19 protein-coding genes are annotated in these 19,343 nt (G+C 45.3%); 16 read left to right on the forward strand and 3 right to left on the reverse strand.

Going from position 1 to position 19,343, the window contains the following annotated elements; translation table 11 throughout:
• Nucleotides 1-37: 37 nt before the first annotated feature.
• Nucleotides 38-3,136, reverse strand: a complete 3,099-nt coding sequence (locus AAA943_RS14410; RefSeq protein WP_420915610.1) for a SusC/RagA family TonB-linked outer membrane protein — start codon at nt 3,134-3,136, stop codon at nt 38-40.
• Nucleotides 3,137-3,490: 354 nt separating this feature from the next.
• Between AAA943_RS14410 and AAA943_RS14415 the strand changes: the two genes are divergently transcribed.
• From AAA943_RS14415 to AAA943_RS14470, 12 genes are all read left to right on the forward strand, one after another.
• A complete protein-coding gene (locus AAA943_RS14415) occupies nt 3,491-6,646 on the forward strand; it encodes a PVC-type heme-binding CxxCH protein (protein WP_338224968.1) in 3,156 nt (1,051 codons plus the stop codon).
• Nucleotides 6,647-6,829: 183 nt separating this feature from the next.
• On the forward strand, nt 6,830-7,939 hold the full coding sequence (locus AAA943_RS14420; RefSeq protein WP_338224969.1) for an FG-GAP repeat domain-containing protein: 1,110 nt from the start codon (nt 6,830-6,832) through the stop codon (nt 7,937-7,939).
• A gap of 84 nt (nt 7,940-8,023) precedes the next feature.
• Nucleotides 8,024-8,275 (forward strand): DUF6364 family protein, encoded by a 252-nt coding sequence (locus AAA943_RS14425; RefSeq protein ID WP_338224970.1) that lies wholly within the window; start codon nt 8,024-8,026, stop codon nt 8,273-8,275.
• Nucleotides 8,272-8,688 (forward strand): type II toxin-antitoxin system VapC family toxin, encoded by a 417-nt coding sequence (locus AAA943_RS14430; protein WP_338224971.1) that lies wholly within the window; start codon nt 8,272-8,274, stop codon nt 8,686-8,688. The genes AAA943_RS14425 and AAA943_RS14430 overlap by 4 nt, the downstream gene beginning before the upstream one ends.
• Nucleotides 8,689-9,084: 396 nt before the next feature.
• Nucleotides 9,085-9,648 carry a DUF2975 domain-containing protein gene (locus AAA943_RS14435; protein ID WP_338224972.1) on the forward strand — a complete coding sequence of 188 codons (564 nt, stop codon included), beginning with the start codon at nt 9,085-9,087 and terminating at the stop codon, nt 9,646-9,648.
• 12 nt (nt 9,649-9,660) lie between these two features.
• Nucleotides 9,661-10,197: a DUF2975 domain-containing protein gene (locus tag AAA943_RS14440; protein WP_338224973.1), complete on the forward strand. Its 537-nt coding sequence runs from the start codon at nt 9,661-9,663 to the stop codon at nt 10,195-10,197.
• 10 nt (nt 10,198-10,207) lie between these two features.
• Entirely contained in the window at nt 10,208-10,744 is a 537-nt protein-coding gene (locus AAA943_RS14445; protein ID WP_338224974.1) for a DUF2975 domain-containing protein, read from the forward strand.
• A 3-nt stretch (nt 10,745-10,747) separates the two neighbouring features.
• Entirely contained in the window at nt 10,748-10,954 is a 207-nt protein-coding gene (locus AAA943_RS14450; protein WP_338224975.1) for a helix-turn-helix domain-containing protein, read from the forward strand.
• A 122-nt stretch (nt 10,955-11,076) separates the two neighbouring features.
• The gene (locus AAA943_RS14455) at nt 11,077-11,697 is read left to right on the forward strand and encodes a YdeI/OmpD-associated family protein (RefSeq protein ID WP_338224976.1); all 621 of its coding nucleotides are present in this window, start codon (nt 11,077-11,079) and stop codon (nt 11,695-11,697) included.
• Between the two features lie 137 nt (nt 11,698-11,834).
• On the forward strand, nt 11,835-12,431 hold the full coding sequence (locus AAA943_RS14460; RefSeq protein WP_338224977.1) for a hypothetical protein: 597 nt from the start codon (nt 11,835-11,837) through the stop codon (nt 12,429-12,431).
• 62 nt (nt 12,432-12,493) lie between these two features.
• The gene (locus tag AAA943_RS14465) at nt 12,494-13,021 is read left to right on the forward strand and encodes a TetR/AcrR family transcriptional regulator (protein ID WP_338224978.1); all 528 of its coding nucleotides are present in this window, start codon (nt 12,494-12,496) and stop codon (nt 13,019-13,021) included.
• A 67-nt stretch (nt 13,022-13,088) separates the two neighbouring features.
• Complete coding sequence (locus tag AAA943_RS14470; protein WP_338224979.1) at nt 13,089-13,520, forward strand: hypothetical protein; 432 nt, start codon at nt 13,089-13,091, stop codon at nt 13,518-13,520.
• A 188-nt stretch (nt 13,521-13,708) separates the two neighbouring features.
• Here AAA943_RS14470 and AAA943_RS14475 read toward each other — a convergent pair whose 3' ends face one another.
• Nucleotides 13,709-15,229, reverse strand: a complete 1,521-nt coding sequence (locus tag AAA943_RS14475) for a DUF1593 domain-containing protein (RefSeq protein WP_338224980.1) — start codon at nt 15,227-15,229, stop codon at nt 13,709-13,711.
• Nucleotides 15,230-15,418: 189 nt separating this feature from the next.
• On the opposite strand from AAA943_RS14475, the gene AAA943_RS14480 reads away from it, so the two are divergent.
• From AAA943_RS14480 to AAA943_RS14495, 4 genes are all read left to right on the forward strand, one after another.
• A complete protein-coding gene (locus tag AAA943_RS14480) occupies nt 15,419-16,006 on the forward strand; it encodes a Crp/Fnr family transcriptional regulator (protein ID WP_338224981.1) in 588 nt (195 codons plus the stop codon).
• A gap of 311 nt (nt 16,007-16,317) precedes the next feature.
• Nucleotides 16,318-16,887, forward strand: a complete 570-nt coding sequence (locus AAA943_RS14485; protein ID WP_338224982.1) for a hypothetical protein — start codon at nt 16,318-16,320, stop codon at nt 16,885-16,887.
• Nucleotides 16,888-17,402: 515 nt separating this feature from the next.
• Nucleotides 17,403-17,765 carry a hypothetical protein gene (locus AAA943_RS14490; RefSeq protein WP_338224983.1) on the forward strand — a complete coding sequence of 121 codons (363 nt, stop codon included), beginning with the start codon at nt 17,403-17,405 and terminating at the stop codon, nt 17,763-17,765.
• A gap of 67 nt (nt 17,766-17,832) precedes the next feature.
• On the forward strand, nt 17,833-19,020 hold the full coding sequence (locus AAA943_RS14495; RefSeq protein WP_338224984.1) for a porin: 1,188 nt from the start codon (nt 17,833-17,835) through the stop codon (nt 19,018-19,020).
• Nucleotides 19,021-19,033: 13 nt separating this feature from the next.
• On the opposite strand, the gene AAA943_RS14500 is transcribed toward AAA943_RS14495, so the two are convergent.
• Nucleotides 19,034-19,318, reverse strand: a complete 285-nt coding sequence (locus AAA943_RS14500; protein ID WP_338224985.1) for a hypothetical protein — start codon at nt 19,316-19,318, stop codon at nt 19,034-19,036.
• Nucleotides 19,319-19,343 lie beyond the last annotated feature (25 nt).

Consider the following 19,343-nt stretch of genomic DNA (forward strand, 5'->3'; position numbering starts at 1 on the left):
TTCATTTTAGTGGGTTGATCAAATACAAGGATCCTTATCAGAAATTGATATTGGCACCGAAGGTGATCGTACGTGGTACAGGATAGGGTGCCAAATCCACCCCTGGGCTGAGATTTCCGCCGTCTCCCTGGCCATTGTTTTGCATACTTACCTCAGGATTGGATCCTCCCCAATAGCTGGTAAAGACAAAAACATTCTGAGCAGAAGCATAGATTCGGGCTGATTTGATCGCCTTGGGAAGTTTGGTAAAGGTGTAACCCATGGTGATGTTTCGAATGGTGAAAAAAGAAGCATCCCAGACAAAATTGCTGTTTGGCCAGTCCCGTTCCACTCCGGTGACCACCCCACCCCCTACCGTAGTCCCAAAGATTCCCTCTCCGGGATTGGATGGAGATCGGAAACGGTCACCTGCTCTTCGGACCATATTGAATACCCCGTCAAGGTTGGCCGTAGAGAATAGGTGCCGCATATAAAGTTCATTGCCATGAGAACCCGAACCGATGATGCTGAAATCCCAGTTTTTCCAGTTCAGATTATTGGTAATGCCGTAGACAAAATCAGGGAAAGGATTTCCAATGATGGTTCTGTCATCGTTATTTCCTCCAAACGTGATGACTCCATCACCATTGATATCTGCCAGCTTGATACTTCCGACGGTAGACCTACCGGGAATGATCGGAGAATTGGCCAAATCTTCAGCATTAGCATAATTACCGAGTTTTTTCAAGCCATAAAACTGGGCAAATGGTTGACCCACTTGGGTAATATGGTAATCCCCGAATACCCGGTCAATTCCATCAGCCAAGGCAATCACCTCGTTTCTGTTGAAGAAAATATTGGCATTGATGGTCCATCTCAGAGCTCCTGTAGTCGGAATGGCGTTGATGGCGAATTCATGCCCCCAAAAACGAATCTGACCGATGTTGTCGTTGAAATTGGTGAATCCGGATTCCTGAGGGATCTGTACTGCATAAAGCAGGTTGGTGGTATTTTTCACAAAATAGTCGTAGGTAAAGGAAATCCTATCATCCAAAAATCCCAGATCAAACCCAATGTCAAACTGGGCCGTGGTCTCCCAACCCAAATTGGGATTGTCCAAGGTGGTCACCGCAGCACCGGGGATCACATTATTTCCAAAGGCCACATTCACTGTATTGTTGACCAAGGCATACTGGGTGAAGTTGCCTATATTATTGTTGCCAGTGACACCAAAACTTGCTCTTAACTTCGCAAAGGAAAGGGTGCGATTATTGGCCAGAAAGTCCTCATCAGAGAGCACCCATCCAGCAGAGGTAGAAGGGAACACCCCCCAGCGGTTGTTTGATCCGAATCGGGAAGAGCCATCCCCTCTCACTGCTGCAGTAAAGAGGTATTTCCCTTTATAGTTGTAGGTAAATCTGGAGAATACAGAGGTGAGTGCCCATTCCTGCACATCATTTCGAGTACCCCCTCTATTGATATTAATGGCTCCCTGTATGGTTGGGAGTCGGTCATCTGCATAGGTGTCAGCTTGAATCCGGGTGAAATCACTTCGAAAACGCTGATTAGCCAACCCTGCCAAAAACTCAAAATTGTGCTCATTGAATGAAGTCCGGTAGGTTGCGATATTTTCATTCAACCAAGAGAGATTGTTGGCATTTTCTCTGATGGATACTGCCACGGTCGGGATGGCCACATTGATGGCGGAAGTTGCCGTAGAAGGATTAAAGGTAAAGAACTGGGAAGTATTGATCTCTGTATTGAAGGTGGTCTTCAATGAGAGCCCCTTGATGGGCTTCCACTCCAAATAGGTGTTGGCCAGAACATTCAGTCTGGTGGTTTCATTGACAATTTCCTGTGCAGAACGTACCCAGTTTGGATACGCAAAGATGTTTCCGGTATTTCCGGGGAATCGATTGAAGAAGGTAAGTTCTCCCTCCTCGTCATAAATGGGCATCACCGGCCAGGTATGGAGTGCGTTAAAAAGAATACCTGTTCCCCGGGTTCCGTCCGTTCTCGGGGTATTGTCATAGACATAGTTGGGAGCTACATTGAGTCCGATATTGACTTTGTCCGAAAGCTTATAGTCCGTATTCAACCGAAGGGAAAATCTCTGAAAATCCGTATTGATCACCACTCCGGTTTGGTCAAAAACACCCAAAACTACTGCTGTATTCATCCGGTCTGTATTGGAAGTGACAGTCAGGTTGTAGGAAGAAATCGGAGCAGTCTGCAGTAGTGCATCGTACCAATCGTTGTTTTCATTCCTGTATTGAGCAGGATTCTGAAATTCAACCGGCACAGCCTGACCCGCATCCTCAAAATATTCCTTTTTAAACTGGGCGAATTCTTCTGCATTCATCATTTCCAACCGACCCTGCATCGGTACATTCTGAAAACCGGTAAAGACATTGAGGTTAACATTGGTCTGACCTGCTTTTCCTTTCTTTGTCGTAATCAAGACTACCCCATTGGCAGCCCTCGATCCATAAAGTGAGGTGGATGCGGCATCCTTAAGGACGGTAATGTCTTCTATTTCGTCAGGGTTGATTGCGTTGATATCCCCTGTAATGGGGAAACCATCCACCACATACAGGGGATCACTTCCGCCGGTGACTGAAAGCTGGCCCCGAATCCTAACCTGCATTCCCCGGCCGGGCTGTCCGGTAGTCTGATTGATCTGAACCCCCGCTAATCTTCCTTGAAGCTTTTGGGCTACCGTGGATACAGGCATATCCCGGAGGGTTTCGCCTGATACGGATTGAATAGCTCCTGTCACTTCCTTTTTGATCTGGCTACCGTAGCCTACTACCACCACTTCGGATAAATCTGAGGTGGAAAGGGGTAAATTGATGTTTACTGTAGTTTGTCCGGCTACTACCGCTACCTCTTGGGTCGTATAGCCCACAAAGCTGACCACAAGAATTTCTCCCGGTGAGGCCTCTAAGGAATAAGACCCGTCAATATCGGTGACGGTTCCTTTTTGGGTGCCTTTGATTAAGACCAAAGCACCCGGAACGGGCTGTTTGTCCGGTTCAGAAAGAACTACTCCGCGAACTGTCTGAGTCTGTGCCATTGACTGCAAACTCAGACAAACAAAAAGGAGTAAAAATCCCAAAAGACGGATCCTTACCTTGGATAGATAATGGTTATTCATAAGGTCGGGTTTATTGATGTGAGATAGATTATGAAAGTGAATTTTGATTTTTACCCCTTCAATCCTATCCTGCTGAATCCTGCATAAACCAAAGTAAATCAGGACCTAACACACAGGACACGGCAGGACACTCCGCCATTTGCCCTGATCTTCAAGCTGCTTCACCCACCCTTATCCCAGGCCTCTCCGGCCTTCAAAAACAGGACGCAACAGGATTGTATTTGCCATATTTTTCAGCTAAATCCCATCTCTTTACTTCTATAAAAACAATTCCCTATTCCACACTACCCCATATCTCATTTATTGAAAATTGGTTAGAATCTACCTATACTTATGCCCTATAATCTTTCCTTCATGAAAATAATCCAGAACTGGTTTTTGGCTGTATGTCTCGGGATGAATATCCTTTTTTTTACCGCATGCTCATCCGAACCCACCTTGCCCCTTCGAAACAACTCCAGCATCGCCTTGGTAGGGAATAACCTGGGTTCTCGAATGATGGAATTTGGGCTTTTTGAGACCGAGATGCATTTGCGATATCCAGATAGCACGCTTTTCATCCGCAACCTCTGTGACCCTGGAGATACACCGGGATTTCGTCCCCGATCAGCCTCCAATGATCCTTGGGCTTTTCCGGGCGCTGAAGAGTTTCAGGAGGAATTCGCAACCTATTCCAATAGTGAAGGTTTTTTGGAAAAACCCGATCAATGGCTTTCCCGGCTCCGGGCAGACTTTGTCATCGGTTTTTTTGGCTTTAATGAATCTTTCCAGGGAAAAGAAAAACTTCAAAACTTCAAAGAGGAACTTGAGGCTTGGATCACGCATACTAAAAACCAACAATACAACGGAAAAAGCGCCCCTCAAATCGCCTTGGTCTCTCCCATCGCTTTCGAAGACCTGAGTACTTCCCTCGATGTGCCGGATGGAAAAAAGGAAAATGAAAACCTAAAGCTCTACAGGGACGCCATTGAGGAGGTAGCCAAAAAACAAAAAGTCCTCTTTGTGGATGCTTTTGGGCCCAGCCAAAGCTGGTATAAGCAGAGTAAGGAACCCCTGACTATAGACGGTAGCCAGCTCAATGAAGCCGGCTATGCCCGATTTGCCGAACTCTTGGCAGACCGGTTGTTTGGAAAGGCAGAAAGAAAAGCAGAAGCCAACCGAGAACTAATCCATCAGGCTGTAATGGAAAAAAACTGGCTTTGGCACAACGATTACAAAATCCCCAACGGAGTCCATGTATATGGACGTCGCTATGATCCCTTTGGCCCGGATAATTATCCCTTCGAAATAGAAAAAATCAGACAAATGACGGCCATCCGGGACACCGCGATCTGGGAGGCCAATCAAGGAAGGAAAAAAGACCTTGCTGCTGCCGATGCCAAAACCCGAAGTTTGCCCGAGGTAGAAACCAATTACAATCCCCAAGCCAACGGAAGTCTGGAGTACAAATACGGGGAAGAAGCCCTAAAAACCATCCAAGTCCCTGAGGGTTACCAAATCGAACTTTTTGCTTCCGAGCAGGAATTTCCAGATCTGGCCAACCCCGTGCAGCTTTCCTTTGACAACAAAGGGAGACTTTGGATAGCGACCATGCCCAGCTATCCCCACTACAAGCCCGGAGATCCCAGACCCCAGGACAAACTGATCATTTTGGAGGATACAAACGGAGATGGAAAGGCTGACAAGCAAACCACTTTTGCGGATAATCTTCATATCCCTGTAGGTTTTGAACTTGCTCCAGAAGGAGTCTATGTCTCTCAATCCCCAAATTTGATTCTTTTGGAAGACACAAATGGGGATGATAAGGCCGACAAAAAAACCGTCCTGCTTTCGGGCTTCGACGACCACGACACGCATCACGCCATCTCGGCCTTCACCACCGATGAAAGCGGGGCGATTTACATGGCTGAGGGGGTCTTTTTGCATACTAATGTGGAAACCTCCTATGGACCGGTGAGGGCTACCAACGGGGGGTTTTACCGGTATGAACCCAAGCGGCATAAACTTGAGCGGGTCAATCAGGTGAGCATTCCCAATCCTTGGGGCATCGCATTCGATGATTGGGGTCAAAACTTCTATGCCGAGACCTCAGGCCCAAATGTGAACTGGATGCTTCCCGGGTCCACTTTGCCCCGCTATGGCAATTCCAACTTCAAAGGCCCCAATCTGATCGAAAAAGACCATATGGTGAGACCAACCTCCGGATTGGAGTTTATTTCCAGCAGGCATTTTCCGGAGGAAATCCAAGGAGACCTGATTATCAATAATACCATCGGCTTTTTAGGTACCAAACAGCATCGGATGATAGAAGATACCGTGGGATTCAGCACCCAATGGAGACAGGACTTAATCAAATCCTCGGATCGGAATTTCCGCCCTGTGGATATGGAAATCGCTCCGGATGGTTCGCTCTACATCGTCGATTGGCACAATATCCTGATCGGCCACATGCAGCACAATGCCCGCGATCCTCTCAGAGATCATGTCCATGGACGAATTTATCGTCTGACTTATCCATCAAGGCCTTTGGTCACCCCTGCAAAAATCGACGGAGCAAGCATCCCCGAATTGTTGGAAAATCTTAAGCTTCCCGAATACCGAACACGATACAGAACCCGCAGAGAGCTGCGAGGTAGAGATGTGCAGGAAGTTTCCGAAGCGATTAAAACCTGGCTAGCCAACTTGGATAAGAATGATCCTCGGTACGAGCACCATCGATTGGAAGCACTTTGGGTCACGTGGGGAATCAACCGGGTCAATCAGGACTTACTAAAAGACCTGCTCAAGTCATCAGATTACCGGGTAAGGGCGGCATCTACGCGAGTTTTGAGATATACAGGACATCAAGTCCAAGATCAGGCAGAACTACTAATGGCTGCAGTCAAGGATACGCACGGAAGGGTAAGAATAGAGGCGATCGCCGCGGCCTCCTGGCTCCCAAAGGAGGTCGGACTCCCCATTCTAGCTGAAGCTGAAAAACAGCCAAGCGATAAGACTTGGATACCCAGAACCTTAGAGACTGCTGTCGCTCATTTGAACGGACTTTCGGTAGCCGAAAAAAAAGAAGAAGACATCAAGACCTCGCTAAGCGGTTCGGATAGAGAGCTTTTTGTCCTGGGTAAAGAAATTTACGCCCGGGAAGGCTTCTGTGCCACCTGTCACCAATTGGATGGAGGCGGATTGACCGCTTCCCAATTTCCTCCGCTTCGAGGTACGCCTTGGGTGACCGGAAGCCCTGAACGATTGGTCAAAATCGTTCTCAAAGGGATTATGGGGCCTATCGAAGTAGCTGGAAGAGAATATCCAGGGCAGGTACCCATGACTCCGTATGAAGGCATGCTCAATGACACCGAAATCGCCGCCGTCTTGACCTATGTGAGAAATTCATTTGGTAATCAAGCCTCTCCCATTTCCCCGGACTTGGTCAAAAAAGTGAGAGATGAAGTCAAAGACAAGGAAGGATTCTGGAGTCCGGAAGAATTGCTCAGGATGCATCCGATGGAGAAATAGTTGGAAGTCCGATGTCGGATGACCGATGTCCGATGAATGTGTCATGTCATGTTATTCGTCTTTATTGAGTTATTGGTGGCATGGTTTTTTAGATCATTCCACCAATACTTGTTTTCGGGAACCAATTAAAATACAGATTTGAGGTTCCTATTTCGGTCGTAAATCTAAAATCGTAAATCGTCAATGAAAGCCCTTCTATCCCTACTGACCTTAACACTTCCTTTTCTTTCCTTTTCCCAGACCAAAAATCTCCGCTTCGAAAAGCAATTGATCGCCTACGAAAGCTATGAGTCTGTAGGCATCCTAGATGTGGACAAAGATGGGCACTTGGATTTGGTATCGGGAAGCTACTGGTACAAAGGCCCTGAATTTTTGGATCGACAGCTGATTGGTCAGGTCAAACGCTTTGGGGAATACTATGAGGATTTTGCCACGATCCCCATGGATGTGAACGGAGATGGAAATATGGATTTTATCACCGGAGGCTGGTTTGAAGGAAAACTGATCTGGAAAGAAAATCCCGGCAAAAACGGAGAATGGAAGGAACACCTAATTGCTGAAACCGGGAATATTGAAACCATCCGGGCTTGGGATTTGGACGGTGATGGTACCTTGGAGATCGTCCCCAATACGCCTAGAAAGCCCTTGGTTTTTTACAAGTGGGTAGGACCAAATCAGTTTGAAAAATATGAGGTCTTCGAGACCCAAGGCCATGGACTGGGCTTCGGGGATATCAACGGAGACGGATGGGGAGATTTGATCAGCTCCATGGGCTGGTATGAAGCCCCTGCGGATTTACGCTATGGAGAATGGGTTTTTCACCCCATGGATGGATTCCAAGATTTAAGTATCCCGATCATCGTGACGGATTTGAATGGCGACGGAAAAAACGACCTGATTCTAGGCAATGGCCACGACTACGGCTTGTTTTGGATGGAGCAGATCGAGCGGGAAGGCCGAATTGACTTTATAAAACACGATATTGACCCCTACCACTCCCAGTACCATACCTTGGAATGGGTGGATCTGGACGGAGATGGTCAAAATGAACTGATCACAGGCAAGCGCTACCGGGCACACAACGGAAAAGATCCCGGAGGAAAAGATGAAGTGGGACTGTATTATTTCAAGTGGGACGGAAAATCCTTTGTGAAAAACGTCATAAGCTACGGTCCATTTGGCGAAGGGAAAGGTTCGGGGATTTACTTCGAAGTGAAAGATCTCAACCGAGATGGAAAGCTGGACATCGCAGTGGCCGGGAAAGATGGGTTGGCGGTGTTTTTTCAGAGATAAGTCTTTGTATTCAAAAGATTTACCAAAATAATACGATTTTGTACGTCCAAAAAATTATATATTTACACGTACAATTAAAAAATCATGGATACCAAGCTCACTCTTAAACTGGATAAAAGTGTTATCGAAAAGGCAAAAGCCTATGCATCCGATCAGCAGGTGAGCCTTTCAAAATTGGTAGAAAACTATCTAAACTCACTCACCTCCAAATCCACAGAAAAAGACGAAATCTCCATTACTCCGTTTGTGAAAAGTCTTACTGATGGAAATACGATTCCTGCAGATTATGATTACAAGAAGGATTACCGAGATTATCTGGAGGAAAAATACCGATGAGGAAAATCTTTTTGGACACCAATATCATTTTAGATCTACTGGCTGAAAGACATCCCTTTTATGAGCCAATCGCCAAAATCGTATCCTTGGCTGACCGGAAGGAGATTTCCTTATTTACCTCCCCTATTTCTTTCACTACAATTGAATATGTTTTATCAAAATTTGAATCCAAAGAGTCAGCCCTACTCAAGCTTCAAAAGTTCTCCATTCTTTGCCAAGTGGCAGAAGCTAATCAGGAAACAATAGACAAGAGTCTTTTTTCATTTTTCAGCGATTTTGAAGATGCAGTCCAATATTTCTGCGCACTTCAGTCCAATTGCGACCTCATTTTAACGAGAAACAAAGCGGACTTTAAAAACTCAGCACTTCCGACTTTTACCGCATCCGAGTTCTTGGCTAGTCTTCTCAAGTAAAAAGGGTTGTTACCGATTTATCAAAGACCCGATCAATTAAGTCCCCCATTTTTGAGGATATAAACCACTTAATGACTTCCAATTATGACTATTCTGAATGCTACACGCATTTAGGAATTTGAACTTATTTCAAAGAATTAAATCCCCCTAGCCCCCTTTAGAAGGGGGAATTTGCCAAAATCTAGCAACGAACCTTTAAATCCTTTGGCTACGTGCAAGATTGAGGATACTCATTTTTCCAATTTATTCAACCCAATTAAACCCGCAATATGCATGAGACTTCCTTTTCTCAGGTCTGGGGGAAAAATCATTTTATTCTAAAATATTTTTTTTCAATACTTATTTATTGTTTTTCAATAAATTTTTACTGACTTTTGGAAAGTCAATTTCAACACTATGAAAACTCTAACAGAACAATGGAAAGAAAAATGGGTCAATCAGCCTTCGCTGATGCTCATTACCGTGGTCATTTGGTCCATCTTTATCGGACTATGCATTCAGGCAGGAGCCCTGCTTTTTACCTTTATCTACAGCTGGTTTAATCCTATCGTAGCTCAAAATCTATTTGACGGATTGAATCTCTATTCCCTGAAAGAGGCCAATCCTTGGTATTATGGAGGGGTAATTTCGATGGTGCTGTTTATCATCGGATTGAAAGCCTATCTTTTTTACCAGATCATCAGGATATTCTTGAAAATCAATCTGGTGCATCCATTCAGCCAGGAGATTTCCAAGCTTATTTCAGCAGTCAGCTACACCGCATTTCAGATTGGAATCGGGATAATTTTTGCCTCGGCCTCCTTCAAATGGCTGGCAAAAAAGGGGTACGAACTCGATCAAGTCTATTCCTTGATGGGAGGAGCTTATGAATTCCTCCTTATGGCAGCGATTCTGGTGGCGGTCAGTCAGATCTTCAAGCGGGGAGTTGAAATCCAGGAAGAAAGTGAATTGACTGTGTAACCTGCTACCAACATGTCCTCAAAAACCGACCTCGTCATCAAGTTTCTCCACGTGATCTCCTGGATCATTTTCATAGCCCTCTGCTATCAAACAGGAGCCTTGATCTTCAACTATGCTTTCATGCAATTCCGGGTTTTTCCACCGGAAAATCAGTACTTGATTTTGGATCTTCGCGAACTCTTCACCCAAAGTGAACTCTATTTTGGGATCCTATTTGGTTTGGCGATTGGAGTAAATGGATTGAAGGCATATACCTTCTATCTGATCACCCTGATTTTTCAATACCTAAATCTGCACAAGCCCTTTAGTCAGGAAATGTCCCTTCTGATCTCCAAGATCAGCTACTACATCTTTGCTGCGGGCATCCTAGGAGCGATCGCTCAGGGAGTTTCCGATGAACTGGCCAAAAAGGGCTTTCCGGTCGCCAATGCCAATCAACAATGGGACGATTATTCAGCCTTCCTGATGATGGCTGCGGTAGTATTCGTGATTGCTCAGATTTTCAAAAAAGGGCTTGAATTGCAGGCTGAGAATGAATTGACTGTCTAACTATTTCATCATGAAAAAAACCACAAATACCCTTCTCTGGGTCATTGACGTGATTTCCACTCTGATATTCTGCGCGATGTGCGCCACTTCAGCCTATTTACTCATCTTGTTTTTTTACCACCTATTCGATTCTGAAGGGGCTAAAGACTGGATGATAGGAAAGGATATTTCCCAGCTATTTAAACTGGACAATGTCCATGTTGCGATTTTATTTAGCTTCACTTTAGCCATCAGCTTGATGAAAGCTTTTGCATTTTATTCCACCATAAAAATTTTCAGTACACTCAATCTTGTCAAGCCCTTTAGTCCCGAAATCGCGACGCTGATTTCACGGATAAGTTACATGATCCTGGCCATTGGGATACTAGGCATCATCACATTTCGCTATTCGGAAATACTGGTAACAAATGGAATGGATCTCAATGAACTTCAGAGTAGGTGGAATGACAATTACGCCTACTTGTTGATGGGATCCATAATTTTTGTAATTGCGCAAGTATTCAAAAAAGGGCTGGAATTGAAGGCTGAAAACGACCTAACCATCTAAGCTATGCCCATAATTGTCAACTTGGACGTGATGATGGCTAAGCGGAAAATGTCCCTCAACGAGCTTTCCGAAAAAGTAGATATTACACTTTCCAATCTGTCCATCCTCAAAACGGGCAAAGCCAAAGCCATCCGCTTCAGTACACTGGAGGCCATTTGCCAGGCCCTAGACTGTCAGCCGGGTGATATTTTGGAGTTTCGGGAGGAATAAGAGCGTGTTTGGTTATTGAGTTATTGGAAAATAGTTCGAAGTTCGAAGTTCAAAATTTCCCATTAATCGACAAGTGGATGAACTTTGAACCCTGAACATCGAACCTCTCAACCTTTAACCCCATGAACCCCCAAGTCGACCTGTTTCTCCTCGAAGGCTGCATGCGTTGCCCAAAAGGAGCAACACCCTCCTGTAAAGTTCATCGATGGACTGAAATACTGGAATTTCTGCGGCAACTTTTATTGGAAACCGAACTGAACGAAGAGCGGAAATGGGGAGTGCCCACCTACACGCTTCATAGAAAAAATGTAATCATGCTGGGTGTTTTTAATGATTCTTGCGTCCTGAGTTTTCTGAAGGGAAGTTTGATGCAGGATCCAAAAGGAATCTTGGACTTACCGGGTCCCAATTCCCATGAGGGAAGAATCATTCGATTTACGGAGCTGAAACAGGCAGAAAAGCTCGAAAAGGAACTCAAAACCTATATCCTCCAAGCCATCGAAATCGAGAAGTCCGGTAAAAAGCCGGAAAAACCCGAGCCATCTGCCCAAGAAATCCCCAAGGAACTCACTCAAAAATTTGAAGAACACGAGGGCTTGGAAAAGGCCTTTTTTGCACTGACTCCCGGACGTCAGCGGGGCTATCTGATCCACTTCAGCGGGGCCAAACAATCCGCTACCCGACTCAGCCGGATCGAAAAAAGCATTCCGAAGATCATGGCAGGGAAAGGAATGATGGATTAGGCAGCCTTTGCATTTCCTTGATCCAGGTGGAATACAGGATTCAAGATTCACTAATTCCAAATCGCATTCTGACTTTTTTTGCGAATCGAACAAGCTGAAGTTCATCTATTTTTGAGCAGGGCACTTTTGTTTTCACCATGAAAAGGACAGCTATTTCGGCGATTTTTCTGTTTCTGTTTTTCAGTATAGGATCGATGAAGGCTCAAGACCTGAGTGCGCGAGTCTTGGAGTCGGTATTTTTTGTCTATCCTAATGGAGGAGGGCAGGGTATGATTTCAAGATTTGATCTTGATTCTGATTCTCTCTTTACGGTTATGGAAAGCAAAGTCCAAGAAATACTCAATCTGCAATCCATCTCCTCTGCCCAACCTGCCCCTTTTATTTTTTCCAGACGAAAAAAGAAATACTACAAAGCCATGGGGTCGGCGGATCAAATGCTGGCACAAAATCAACCTGCTGACCTATATCTCCTCTTTCTATTGACTGTGGACCCACCCTATCCCAGCATGATGACCAATCACCTGGTCAAAACCGCAGTGACATTTGACGTTTTTATTTTTGACAGAAATTACCAGCTGACGGAGCGAATAAGAGGGCGAAAAAGAAGTACAGGCTTATCCAGTGATTCTGGAGAGGATGGGGAAGATTTGGACTTAAGTTTTTTTGATTTGGATCGGGAGAGTTTCCTTTTTTTATTTGACAAGGCCGTCTCCAGGCTGGGCAAGGGAGACTGATATTCTCATCTCCTTTTGAACAAAACACGTCTGCCATCCATTTTCCCCAAAAACTCTTCAACATGAGCAAAACCAAATGGCTGAGTATAGGCTACCAACTAGTTGCAGAGTCGGGGTTCCAAGCCTTGAAAGTAGAACCCTTGGCCCAAGAGGTCGGAATCAGCAAATCCTCATTTTACCATCACTTCGCAGACCTGGAGGTCTTTACAGAAGCCTTGCTTGACCACCACTTGAATCAGGCCAAAGTGATGGCAGAAAAAGAAAAAAAAGCGCAATCCATCGATCCGGAGCTAATTGAGATTCTACTTGAGCATCAACTTGACCTGCTCTTTCATCGGCAGCTGAAATTCCAACAAAACAGAAAGGACTTTGCCTCCACCATTCAAAAAGCCAATGAATTTATCGGAGAAGAATTATTGATGCTTTGGATTCGTGATTTGAACCTACCCCTGACACAAAAACAACTCGCCGGGGTTTTTGATCTGGCCATGGAAAATTTTTTCCTGCAGGCGAATGCAAAAAATCTGAATGAAGTCTGGCTTCGAGGTTTTTTTGAACAGTTGAGAAAAATTTCTTTGGCTTTGGTCTGAGTTGTACGGTGTCGTCTAAAAAAATCTTTCTCCCCAACCTAACTAGGGAGAAAATAAAGATACTACCATGACTCACTGGAACACCCCAGATTTTCAAAGAAACTACCTTAAAATCACAGCCCTTGTCATTGCGGCCTTTGGCCCTGTCTTCTTCTTGGGTAGCATGGCTTCCACTTCCGAGCCCGCCCGCTGGGCGTTGGACTTTTTGAGTTGGCCCTTGGATGGGGTCCAAACTTACGCAGAGCCCACCACCCGATTCCTATCCGCACTCACCGGAGGATTTCTTTTGGGTTGGGGAGTCACCATTTGGTGTCTGCAAAAATGGGTCTATCCTCTGGCTGCAGAAGGGGTCCGCAAATCAGTGCTTTTTGGCACTCTTTCCTGGTTTATTCTGGATAGCTCCGGTTCCTATCTTTCAGGCAATCCTTCCAATGTCCTGTTCAACGTTTTGGTCTTATTGATCGCTGTGGGCCCTCTTTGGTGGCCAGCCAATTCCTGATGGCGGATCAGTAAAAAAATAAGCAGTGATCAGGCTCCTAAGGCAGTTTGAGAAATCAGAAAGCGTATAAAGGAAAGCGTGGTCAGTCTCAGTAGAAAGAACTGGAAACTTGGACTTTCTATTGATCACTCCCACCCTGAGGAAAATCCTACTTTGCGTTCTCTTTTTAATCTTTGCGAACTTGGCGGTTAACCTTTTACGTCAATCACATACCGCACATACCTCGTCATCGGATGCACTCCATTGTCTTTCACTTCTGCAATGACATGGAGCTGGCCCGTGGAGTGTGCATCCAAATTCACCTCCACCTGATTGCCTTCAGCAAGGAGAGTTGCTTGACCTGAATAAGTCCCGGATTCCTGATAGATCCAGAAGCGGGTTTCCAATGAGTCCCCATCCGGATCACTGCTTTCAACAGCCAGAGTAAAGGTTTCTCCAGGTTTAGCAAAACGCCGATCAGAACCCACAGCCTTTACAACCGGAGGGTGATTGGCATCAGAATAGTCCATCACGCACCAGTCAGCCCTGGCCGCAAAATCCAGCTGTATGGTCTCTAACCAACGGACCTGAGGATAAGTCGCATCTAGGGTATCCTTGAAAGGACTGTAATCCAAGACACTTGCCCCATCTTCCCATCGGTTAGCTTGCTCCGTGCTTTGCACAAGGCGACCTCCCCAGCCTCCCCATTCGGGATGATCCAAATTATCCAGTCCCACATCGATCAGGTGCAAATAAGCTGGAGAATCCCCCTCGGAGATAAAGTCATACACCCCAAAAGTTCCCCATTGGGCATTTTCCAGGCGGGTCGGATCTCCGTGGATATGCTCGTCATCTCCTTCCTGCACCTGTCCATCCCCATAGCTGTAATATTGCTTGAGCAGTGGGCCATGGTTGTTGATGATCTCTTCCCCCATAAACTTCCCCTCAAACAGGTAATGCTGAGACTCCGGCACGGCTCTTTTCCAAGCATAGGCAAAGCACCAAAACTGGCTGGAATTGTAATAAATCTTCAAATCTGGCCAGTTGGGAGCTACATACTTTCGGTAGGTGGCATCCTGATCCAGAATCGCATAGATAATTCCCTTATCCACAACCTTCTGATAAATGGATTCCCACTCTGGAGTATCCTTAAATTCATCTTCAATGGACTTCAGCGCCCGGGCGATGGTGTTGGTTCCACCCCAAGCTTGCAGATAGATCGGCTGGGTAGTTTCATCCAGAAGCTTTTCTTTGATAAAGTCCGAACCAGGCGTGTCCTTATCCATTTCCCCTTCAAAGTCAATATTCCCCACTCGGACTACTGAGCGGAGGTACTCTGCCGTCGGAAATCCTTCGGCATGTTGGCTAAGTTTGGGATAAACGGCCTCATAGGCATCCAGTAGCGGATTCATCCACTCCACTCCCGGCCAGCGGAGATCTGTCTTGGCTCCGTACATGTTTTTGGTCATTTCCATTTCGGAGGTAAAAAGGGTTCCTTTCCCATCTCCCGCATAGTGCCACATAGAAGAGGAGTAAATCAAGCCCTCGATTTGAAATTCATTGGCATAGAGCAGCATGCGGATAAAGGAGTCCACATCGTCAATCTCTCCGTCCGTGGTGACGATGGTCCGGGGTTTGGCCGGAGCAGCAGGGCTTTTGGTCTGATTCTCGACCTTTGGTTGACAAGCCAAAATCAAGGCGACCGGAAGTAGACGAAAAAGAGATTTCATAGGATATTGAGTTTGATGAAGGGAAAATAGGAAAAGGCTGGGAATAATCCATTGCTGAGAAACCCAAGCTTGGAGAAGTAAGGGAATGAGAGTATTTTAAATTAGAATTGAGGAAAGATGAGAATCAACACCAAAGAAATGGCAGACCTTCCAGCTCGAGACAAAACCCAGACCTAAAGAATCGACAGAATGTATGCGCAAATTCAACGGTCCTTGGCCAGGTTTATCGACCTAAATGAGGACGAATTTGAAATTTTTCAAAATTTCCTGACCAGCAAACACTTAGCAAAAAAGGAAATATTGCTCCGAATAGGTCAGGACTGTAGAAACATTTACTTCATCAACAAAGGTTGTATCCGATACTATTATCTCGTCGAAGGGGAAGAAAAAACTGCTCAATTTTTTTTTGAAAATGGCTGGTTTACCGATTATGAAAGCTTTTTGACGGGTAGTTTTGCCGAAAATTTTGTAGATGCACTGGAAGCAACCGAACTGCTTTGCCTGGAAAGAGACAACTTGGCCCAACTATACCGACTGGTGCCCAAATTTGAAAAATTTGGAAGGATCATGGCCGAAAATGCCTACTTGGGTATCCGGCACCGAACCAAAAACCTAACTACGCTCTCAGCAGAGCAGAGATACTTAAACCTGATGAAGGAGAGACCTAAGATTTTTGAGCGAATACCCCAACATTACATTGCCTCTTACCTCAATATCAGGCCACAATCCCTCAGCCGGATTCGAAGGCAGCTTTCCCAGTCTGCTAAGCACGAGTAATTTTTCAATCCCACTCCTTTCTTAACCTAGGTGAATGTCCGGGGCTTCCGGGCGGGATAGTTTTGTATCGAACATTAGCCGATACAGCCATGAACGAATTCCTTATCCTCCAGGCGTTTGACGGTATATTTTCTCCAGATTCTAAGCAAAGTTTCGCCTTTTCTAGGCTTCAAACTCAACTCGGAATTAAGATATCTCTCCTGTCCTCGCACTCCGATTTCAACCAAGTAAAGCAGGGTATGAATCCCAATCCTGTCAGCTATGTATTCCTTCCCATTCTATCCAATTTTACCAACTAAAAATACAAAATTATGAAAAAGGTAATCCTCGCGCTCGGAATGAGCCTAACTTGCATTTTGGGCTTTGAAGCCAATGCTCAAACCACTTCTGAACTCAAAGTGCTGAGATGGGGTATAGAATACAATGTAGTCTGGCCCTACGTACCTGGGGTGGAGATTTACACCTTAAGGGCTACCCGTACACTTTGGACCAAGGAAAATTCCCACGGTGATTTGACTTTTGGGCTTTTGTGGAGACCCGGCACGGATGAGGACGAAAACGCAGAAGAATTCTCCGAATTTGGAATTAACCTAGGCTACAGGCATTACTTCTGGAAAGGCTGGCATGCGGAATTAGCACTTTACCCCTCCCTCGCCAGCGAAAAGAGGAACAAAATTGACGGGCAGGATTACGAAGGATTTGCATTGACCACTGAGTTTTATGTAGGGTATAAATTCGATATCATCAAAAGATCCACGCACAACTTCTATTTGATGCCTCAGGCCGGAATGGGATACAATGCAGTGTCCAATCTCGGACCGGAGACAGAAGCGAACGCTCCATTTCCGACCTTAAACCTTCAAGTGGGGATCAATTTTTAATCCCTCTTTCTTGTTTTGGATGAATACACGCCTTGTGAAAAACAAAAGCTTTTCAGCTTGTCCTCTAATAACCTGAAGAGGATATAAATAGCTGTACACTCCACGTTTCTTGCCTTGGCCTAAAGAGTACATCACCAAGGACCGATTGGAAAATGGCTTTCCTCTTAAAGGATTCAGAAAGACATGCTTTTTTGGAGGATAGGCTTAGTCACAACTTGTAGCTTGATGTTTTTTATGAAAATCCTCTTTCTTTCTCAATTATTGAAGTTCTGATAGGAATATGGAGGACAATAGACCGAGGGCAGTGGACGATATTTAAGAATATTTCCGCGGTGAATCTTCCATCAAGGTAGGATTGTGGATAATCGGATGGCATTTTCAAAAAAAGTTCTCGGAAAAGAATTCGACCAGTGGTAAGAAGGGGAAGAGCGGGAATTTCTCTCCAAAAAATTAATCTCCAAATCACTAGGATAAGATGCTGGTTTTTTCTCTAGCTTTATCGGGATTTTGGATCGATGAACAGGAAATTCCTCCTTTGCCTGCTTGGCCTATTCACCCTACTCTTCTTTGCAAAGGAGCTTTGCCCTTCTCTGCGGAAGAACATCCAAGTCCAATACGATAAGGGACCTGCTCATCTGCAGGTTTCCGATCATTTCCAAGGCGACCTTCTTCCGCTCCATCCCTCAGTTTCCTATTCCAATTTAGGCAGACGACAGGAAAAATCTCCAGAGGAATACCTCTCGTTGATGCAAATCGGAACAGGATTTCCGGGATTCGGTTTGCTTTTGGATTTTTCTACTTTCTGCGCACCTAGTACCCTAACGGAATATCTACCCAGGCCCAGGATTTTTTTACTCAATCGGGTTCTGATAATTTAAACAGGCTTTTTCCATACCCTTCTTGCCTTTTCCAAAAGGCCATCCATCCTGTTTACTTTCTTTCCCTATGAAAAATTACCTAATTTCCATGATGGCAGGTATGCTATTGTCTGGGCAACCTGTGCTATCACAAACCTATTCCACTCCTGACACGCTTTCCCAAAACACCAAAGAAGAGCCCCCCCTCATTCAAATCCCATTGTCAAAAGGAAACCTGACTTTCAACCTATATGGGGATTTTGGCTATGTTTTTGGCCCTCAAAAGACCCATACCTATTTTGATCCGATTGCTGACGAAACGGTTACCGATTTCGGACGCAGAGATTTCACCAGTTATCCCTTGTATGCCAATCAGTTTTCCCTTTCCTACGGGTTTGTTCAGGGGCAATACGAGTTAAAGGACAAGTTAAAGTTTAAGTTGGCTTTCCATACCGGGCATATCGTAGATGCACTTTATCTGGAAGAGATTCCTTCCACCCGCATCATCCGTGAGCTTTCCTTGTACTACCATCTGCATCCCAAATGGGCCCTGGAAATCGGGATTTTCCCTTCCTATTTTGGGGCTGAGATCGTCCTCAATAAGGAGAATCTTCATGCCACCCGAGCCTACATTGCTGACTTTACCCCTGACTATGAAGCCGGAGTCCGACTGCATTACAAGGCCGACGAACACCACACCTTCTCCGCCATGCTGCTCAATGGCTGGCAAGTGATCAAAGAAACCAATGCCACCAAGGCCTTTGCTCTGGCCTGGACCTTGAACAAACCCGGGAAAATTGTGGGCAACTGGAACCTGATGTTTGCCAATGAGCAACCGCTAAGTGCTCCTCAGCCCCTATTTAGGCACTATCAAAATATCTACTTCCGAATCTGGCTCAGCAATCGACTGATGATCTTACCCGTGCTGGACGCTATGATTGAGCAAAAACAAGGAGATCAATCTACCGGCTGGAACAAAATGATCGCACCGGCATTCTCCGTCCGGTATGGATTGGGCGAAAAGCTGGGAGTAGCAGGAAGATACGAGCGCATTTACGATCCCAAAAGCTTGATTCCGGAGTTAAAAACGGACTCACCCAGCGGTTGGCAGAATCAGGCGGTCACGCTGACCTTGGAATACCTTCCCCTGAACTTGGTCACTTTCAGGATCGAGGGCAAATACGGCACCCATAAAGACGCAGTATTTCGAAACAGCACCAACCAACTCGTCAGAGAGGACTGGTATGGAATCGTCAGTTCTTCATTTTATTTCTAAAAAAACCACCCATTCAAAGCCCGGAAAAGTAACTTCGGGCTTGTTTATTCTTGCTAGCATCTGATTTTACCCTTTCTTCCACATCAGATTGAAGGGGTGAAGCAATATCGAGAACGCAATCCATGATTAACGCTTTTCCAAATTGAGTCTTCCAGTTTTTTTGGATACATAAATCGAGTCCAAAAGCCAAAAAATCATTTACCCAGGAGCTATTTCTTCCCATAACCATACCTTTTATCGAAGCAGCACCGAAGACTTTTTGGAATTTTTGAAAGGGGCTAACTTTGTTTGTGAACACAATATTCTATACCATGATTTGAAAT

The sequence above is a fragment of the Algoriphagus confluentis genome, assembly GCF_036245625.1.
GTDB lineage: Bacteria > Bacteroidota > Bacteroidia > Cytophagales > Cyclobacteriaceae > Algoriphagus > Algoriphagus confluentis.

Bases quoted from the DNA above. Each gene is read 5' to 3' on its own strand.
- AAA943_RS14410 (WP_420915610.1), bottom strand. From the start codon at position 3,136: ATGAATAACCATTATCTATCCAAGGTAAGGATCCGTCTTTTGGGATTT.
- AAA943_RS14415 (WP_338224968.1), top strand. From the start codon at position 3,491: ATGAAAATAATCCAGAACTGGTTTTTGGCTGTATGTCTCGGGATGAAT.
- AAA943_RS14420 (WP_338224969.1), top strand. From the start codon at position 6,830: ATGAAAGCCCTTCTATCCCTACTGACCTTAACACTTCCTTTTCTTTCC.
- AAA943_RS14425 (WP_338224970.1), top strand. From the start codon at position 8,024: ATGGATACCAAGCTCACTCTTAAACTGGATAAAAGTGTTATCGAAAAG.
- AAA943_RS14430 (WP_338224971.1), top strand. From the start codon at position 8,272: ATGAGGAAAATCTTTTTGGACACCAATATCATTTTAGATCTACTGGCT.
- AAA943_RS14435 (WP_338224972.1), top strand. From the start codon at position 9,085: ATGAAAACTCTAACAGAACAATGGAAAGAAAAATGGGTCAATCAGCCT.
- AAA943_RS14440 (WP_338224973.1), top strand. From the start codon at position 9,661: ATGTCCTCAAAAACCGACCTCGTCATCAAGTTTCTCCACGTGATCTCC.
- AAA943_RS14445 (WP_338224974.1), top strand. From the start codon at position 10,208: ATGAAAAAAACCACAAATACCCTTCTCTGGGTCATTGACGTGATTTCC.
- AAA943_RS14450 (WP_338224975.1), top strand. From the start codon at position 10,748: ATGCCCATAATTGTCAACTTGGACGTGATGATGGCTAAGCGGAAAATG.
- AAA943_RS14455 (WP_338224976.1), top strand. From the start codon at position 11,077: ATGAACCCCCAAGTCGACCTGTTTCTCCTCGAAGGCTGCATGCGTTGC.
- AAA943_RS14460 (WP_338224977.1), top strand. From the start codon at position 11,835: ATGAAAAGGACAGCTATTTCGGCGATTTTTCTGTTTCTGTTTTTCAGT.
- AAA943_RS14465 (WP_338224978.1), top strand. From the start codon at position 12,494: ATGAGCAAAACCAAATGGCTGAGTATAGGCTACCAACTAGTTGCAGAG.
- AAA943_RS14470 (WP_338224979.1), top strand. From the start codon at position 13,089: ATGACTCACTGGAACACCCCAGATTTTCAAAGAAACTACCTTAAAATC.
- AAA943_RS14475 (WP_338224980.1), bottom strand. From the start codon at position 15,229: ATGAAATCTCTTTTTCGTCTACTTCCGGTCGCCTTGATTTTGGCTTGT.
- AAA943_RS14480 (WP_338224981.1), top strand. From the start codon at position 15,419: ATGTATGCGCAAATTCAACGGTCCTTGGCCAGGTTTATCGACCTAAAT.
- AAA943_RS14485 (WP_338224982.1), top strand. From the start codon at position 16,318: ATGAAAAAGGTAATCCTCGCGCTCGGAATGAGCCTAACTTGCATTTTG.
- AAA943_RS14490 (WP_338224983.1), top strand. From the start codon at position 17,403: ATGAACAGGAAATTCCTCCTTTGCCTGCTTGGCCTATTCACCCTACTC.
- AAA943_RS14495 (WP_338224984.1), top strand. From the start codon at position 17,833: ATGAAAAATTACCTAATTTCCATGATGGCAGGTATGCTATTGTCTGGG.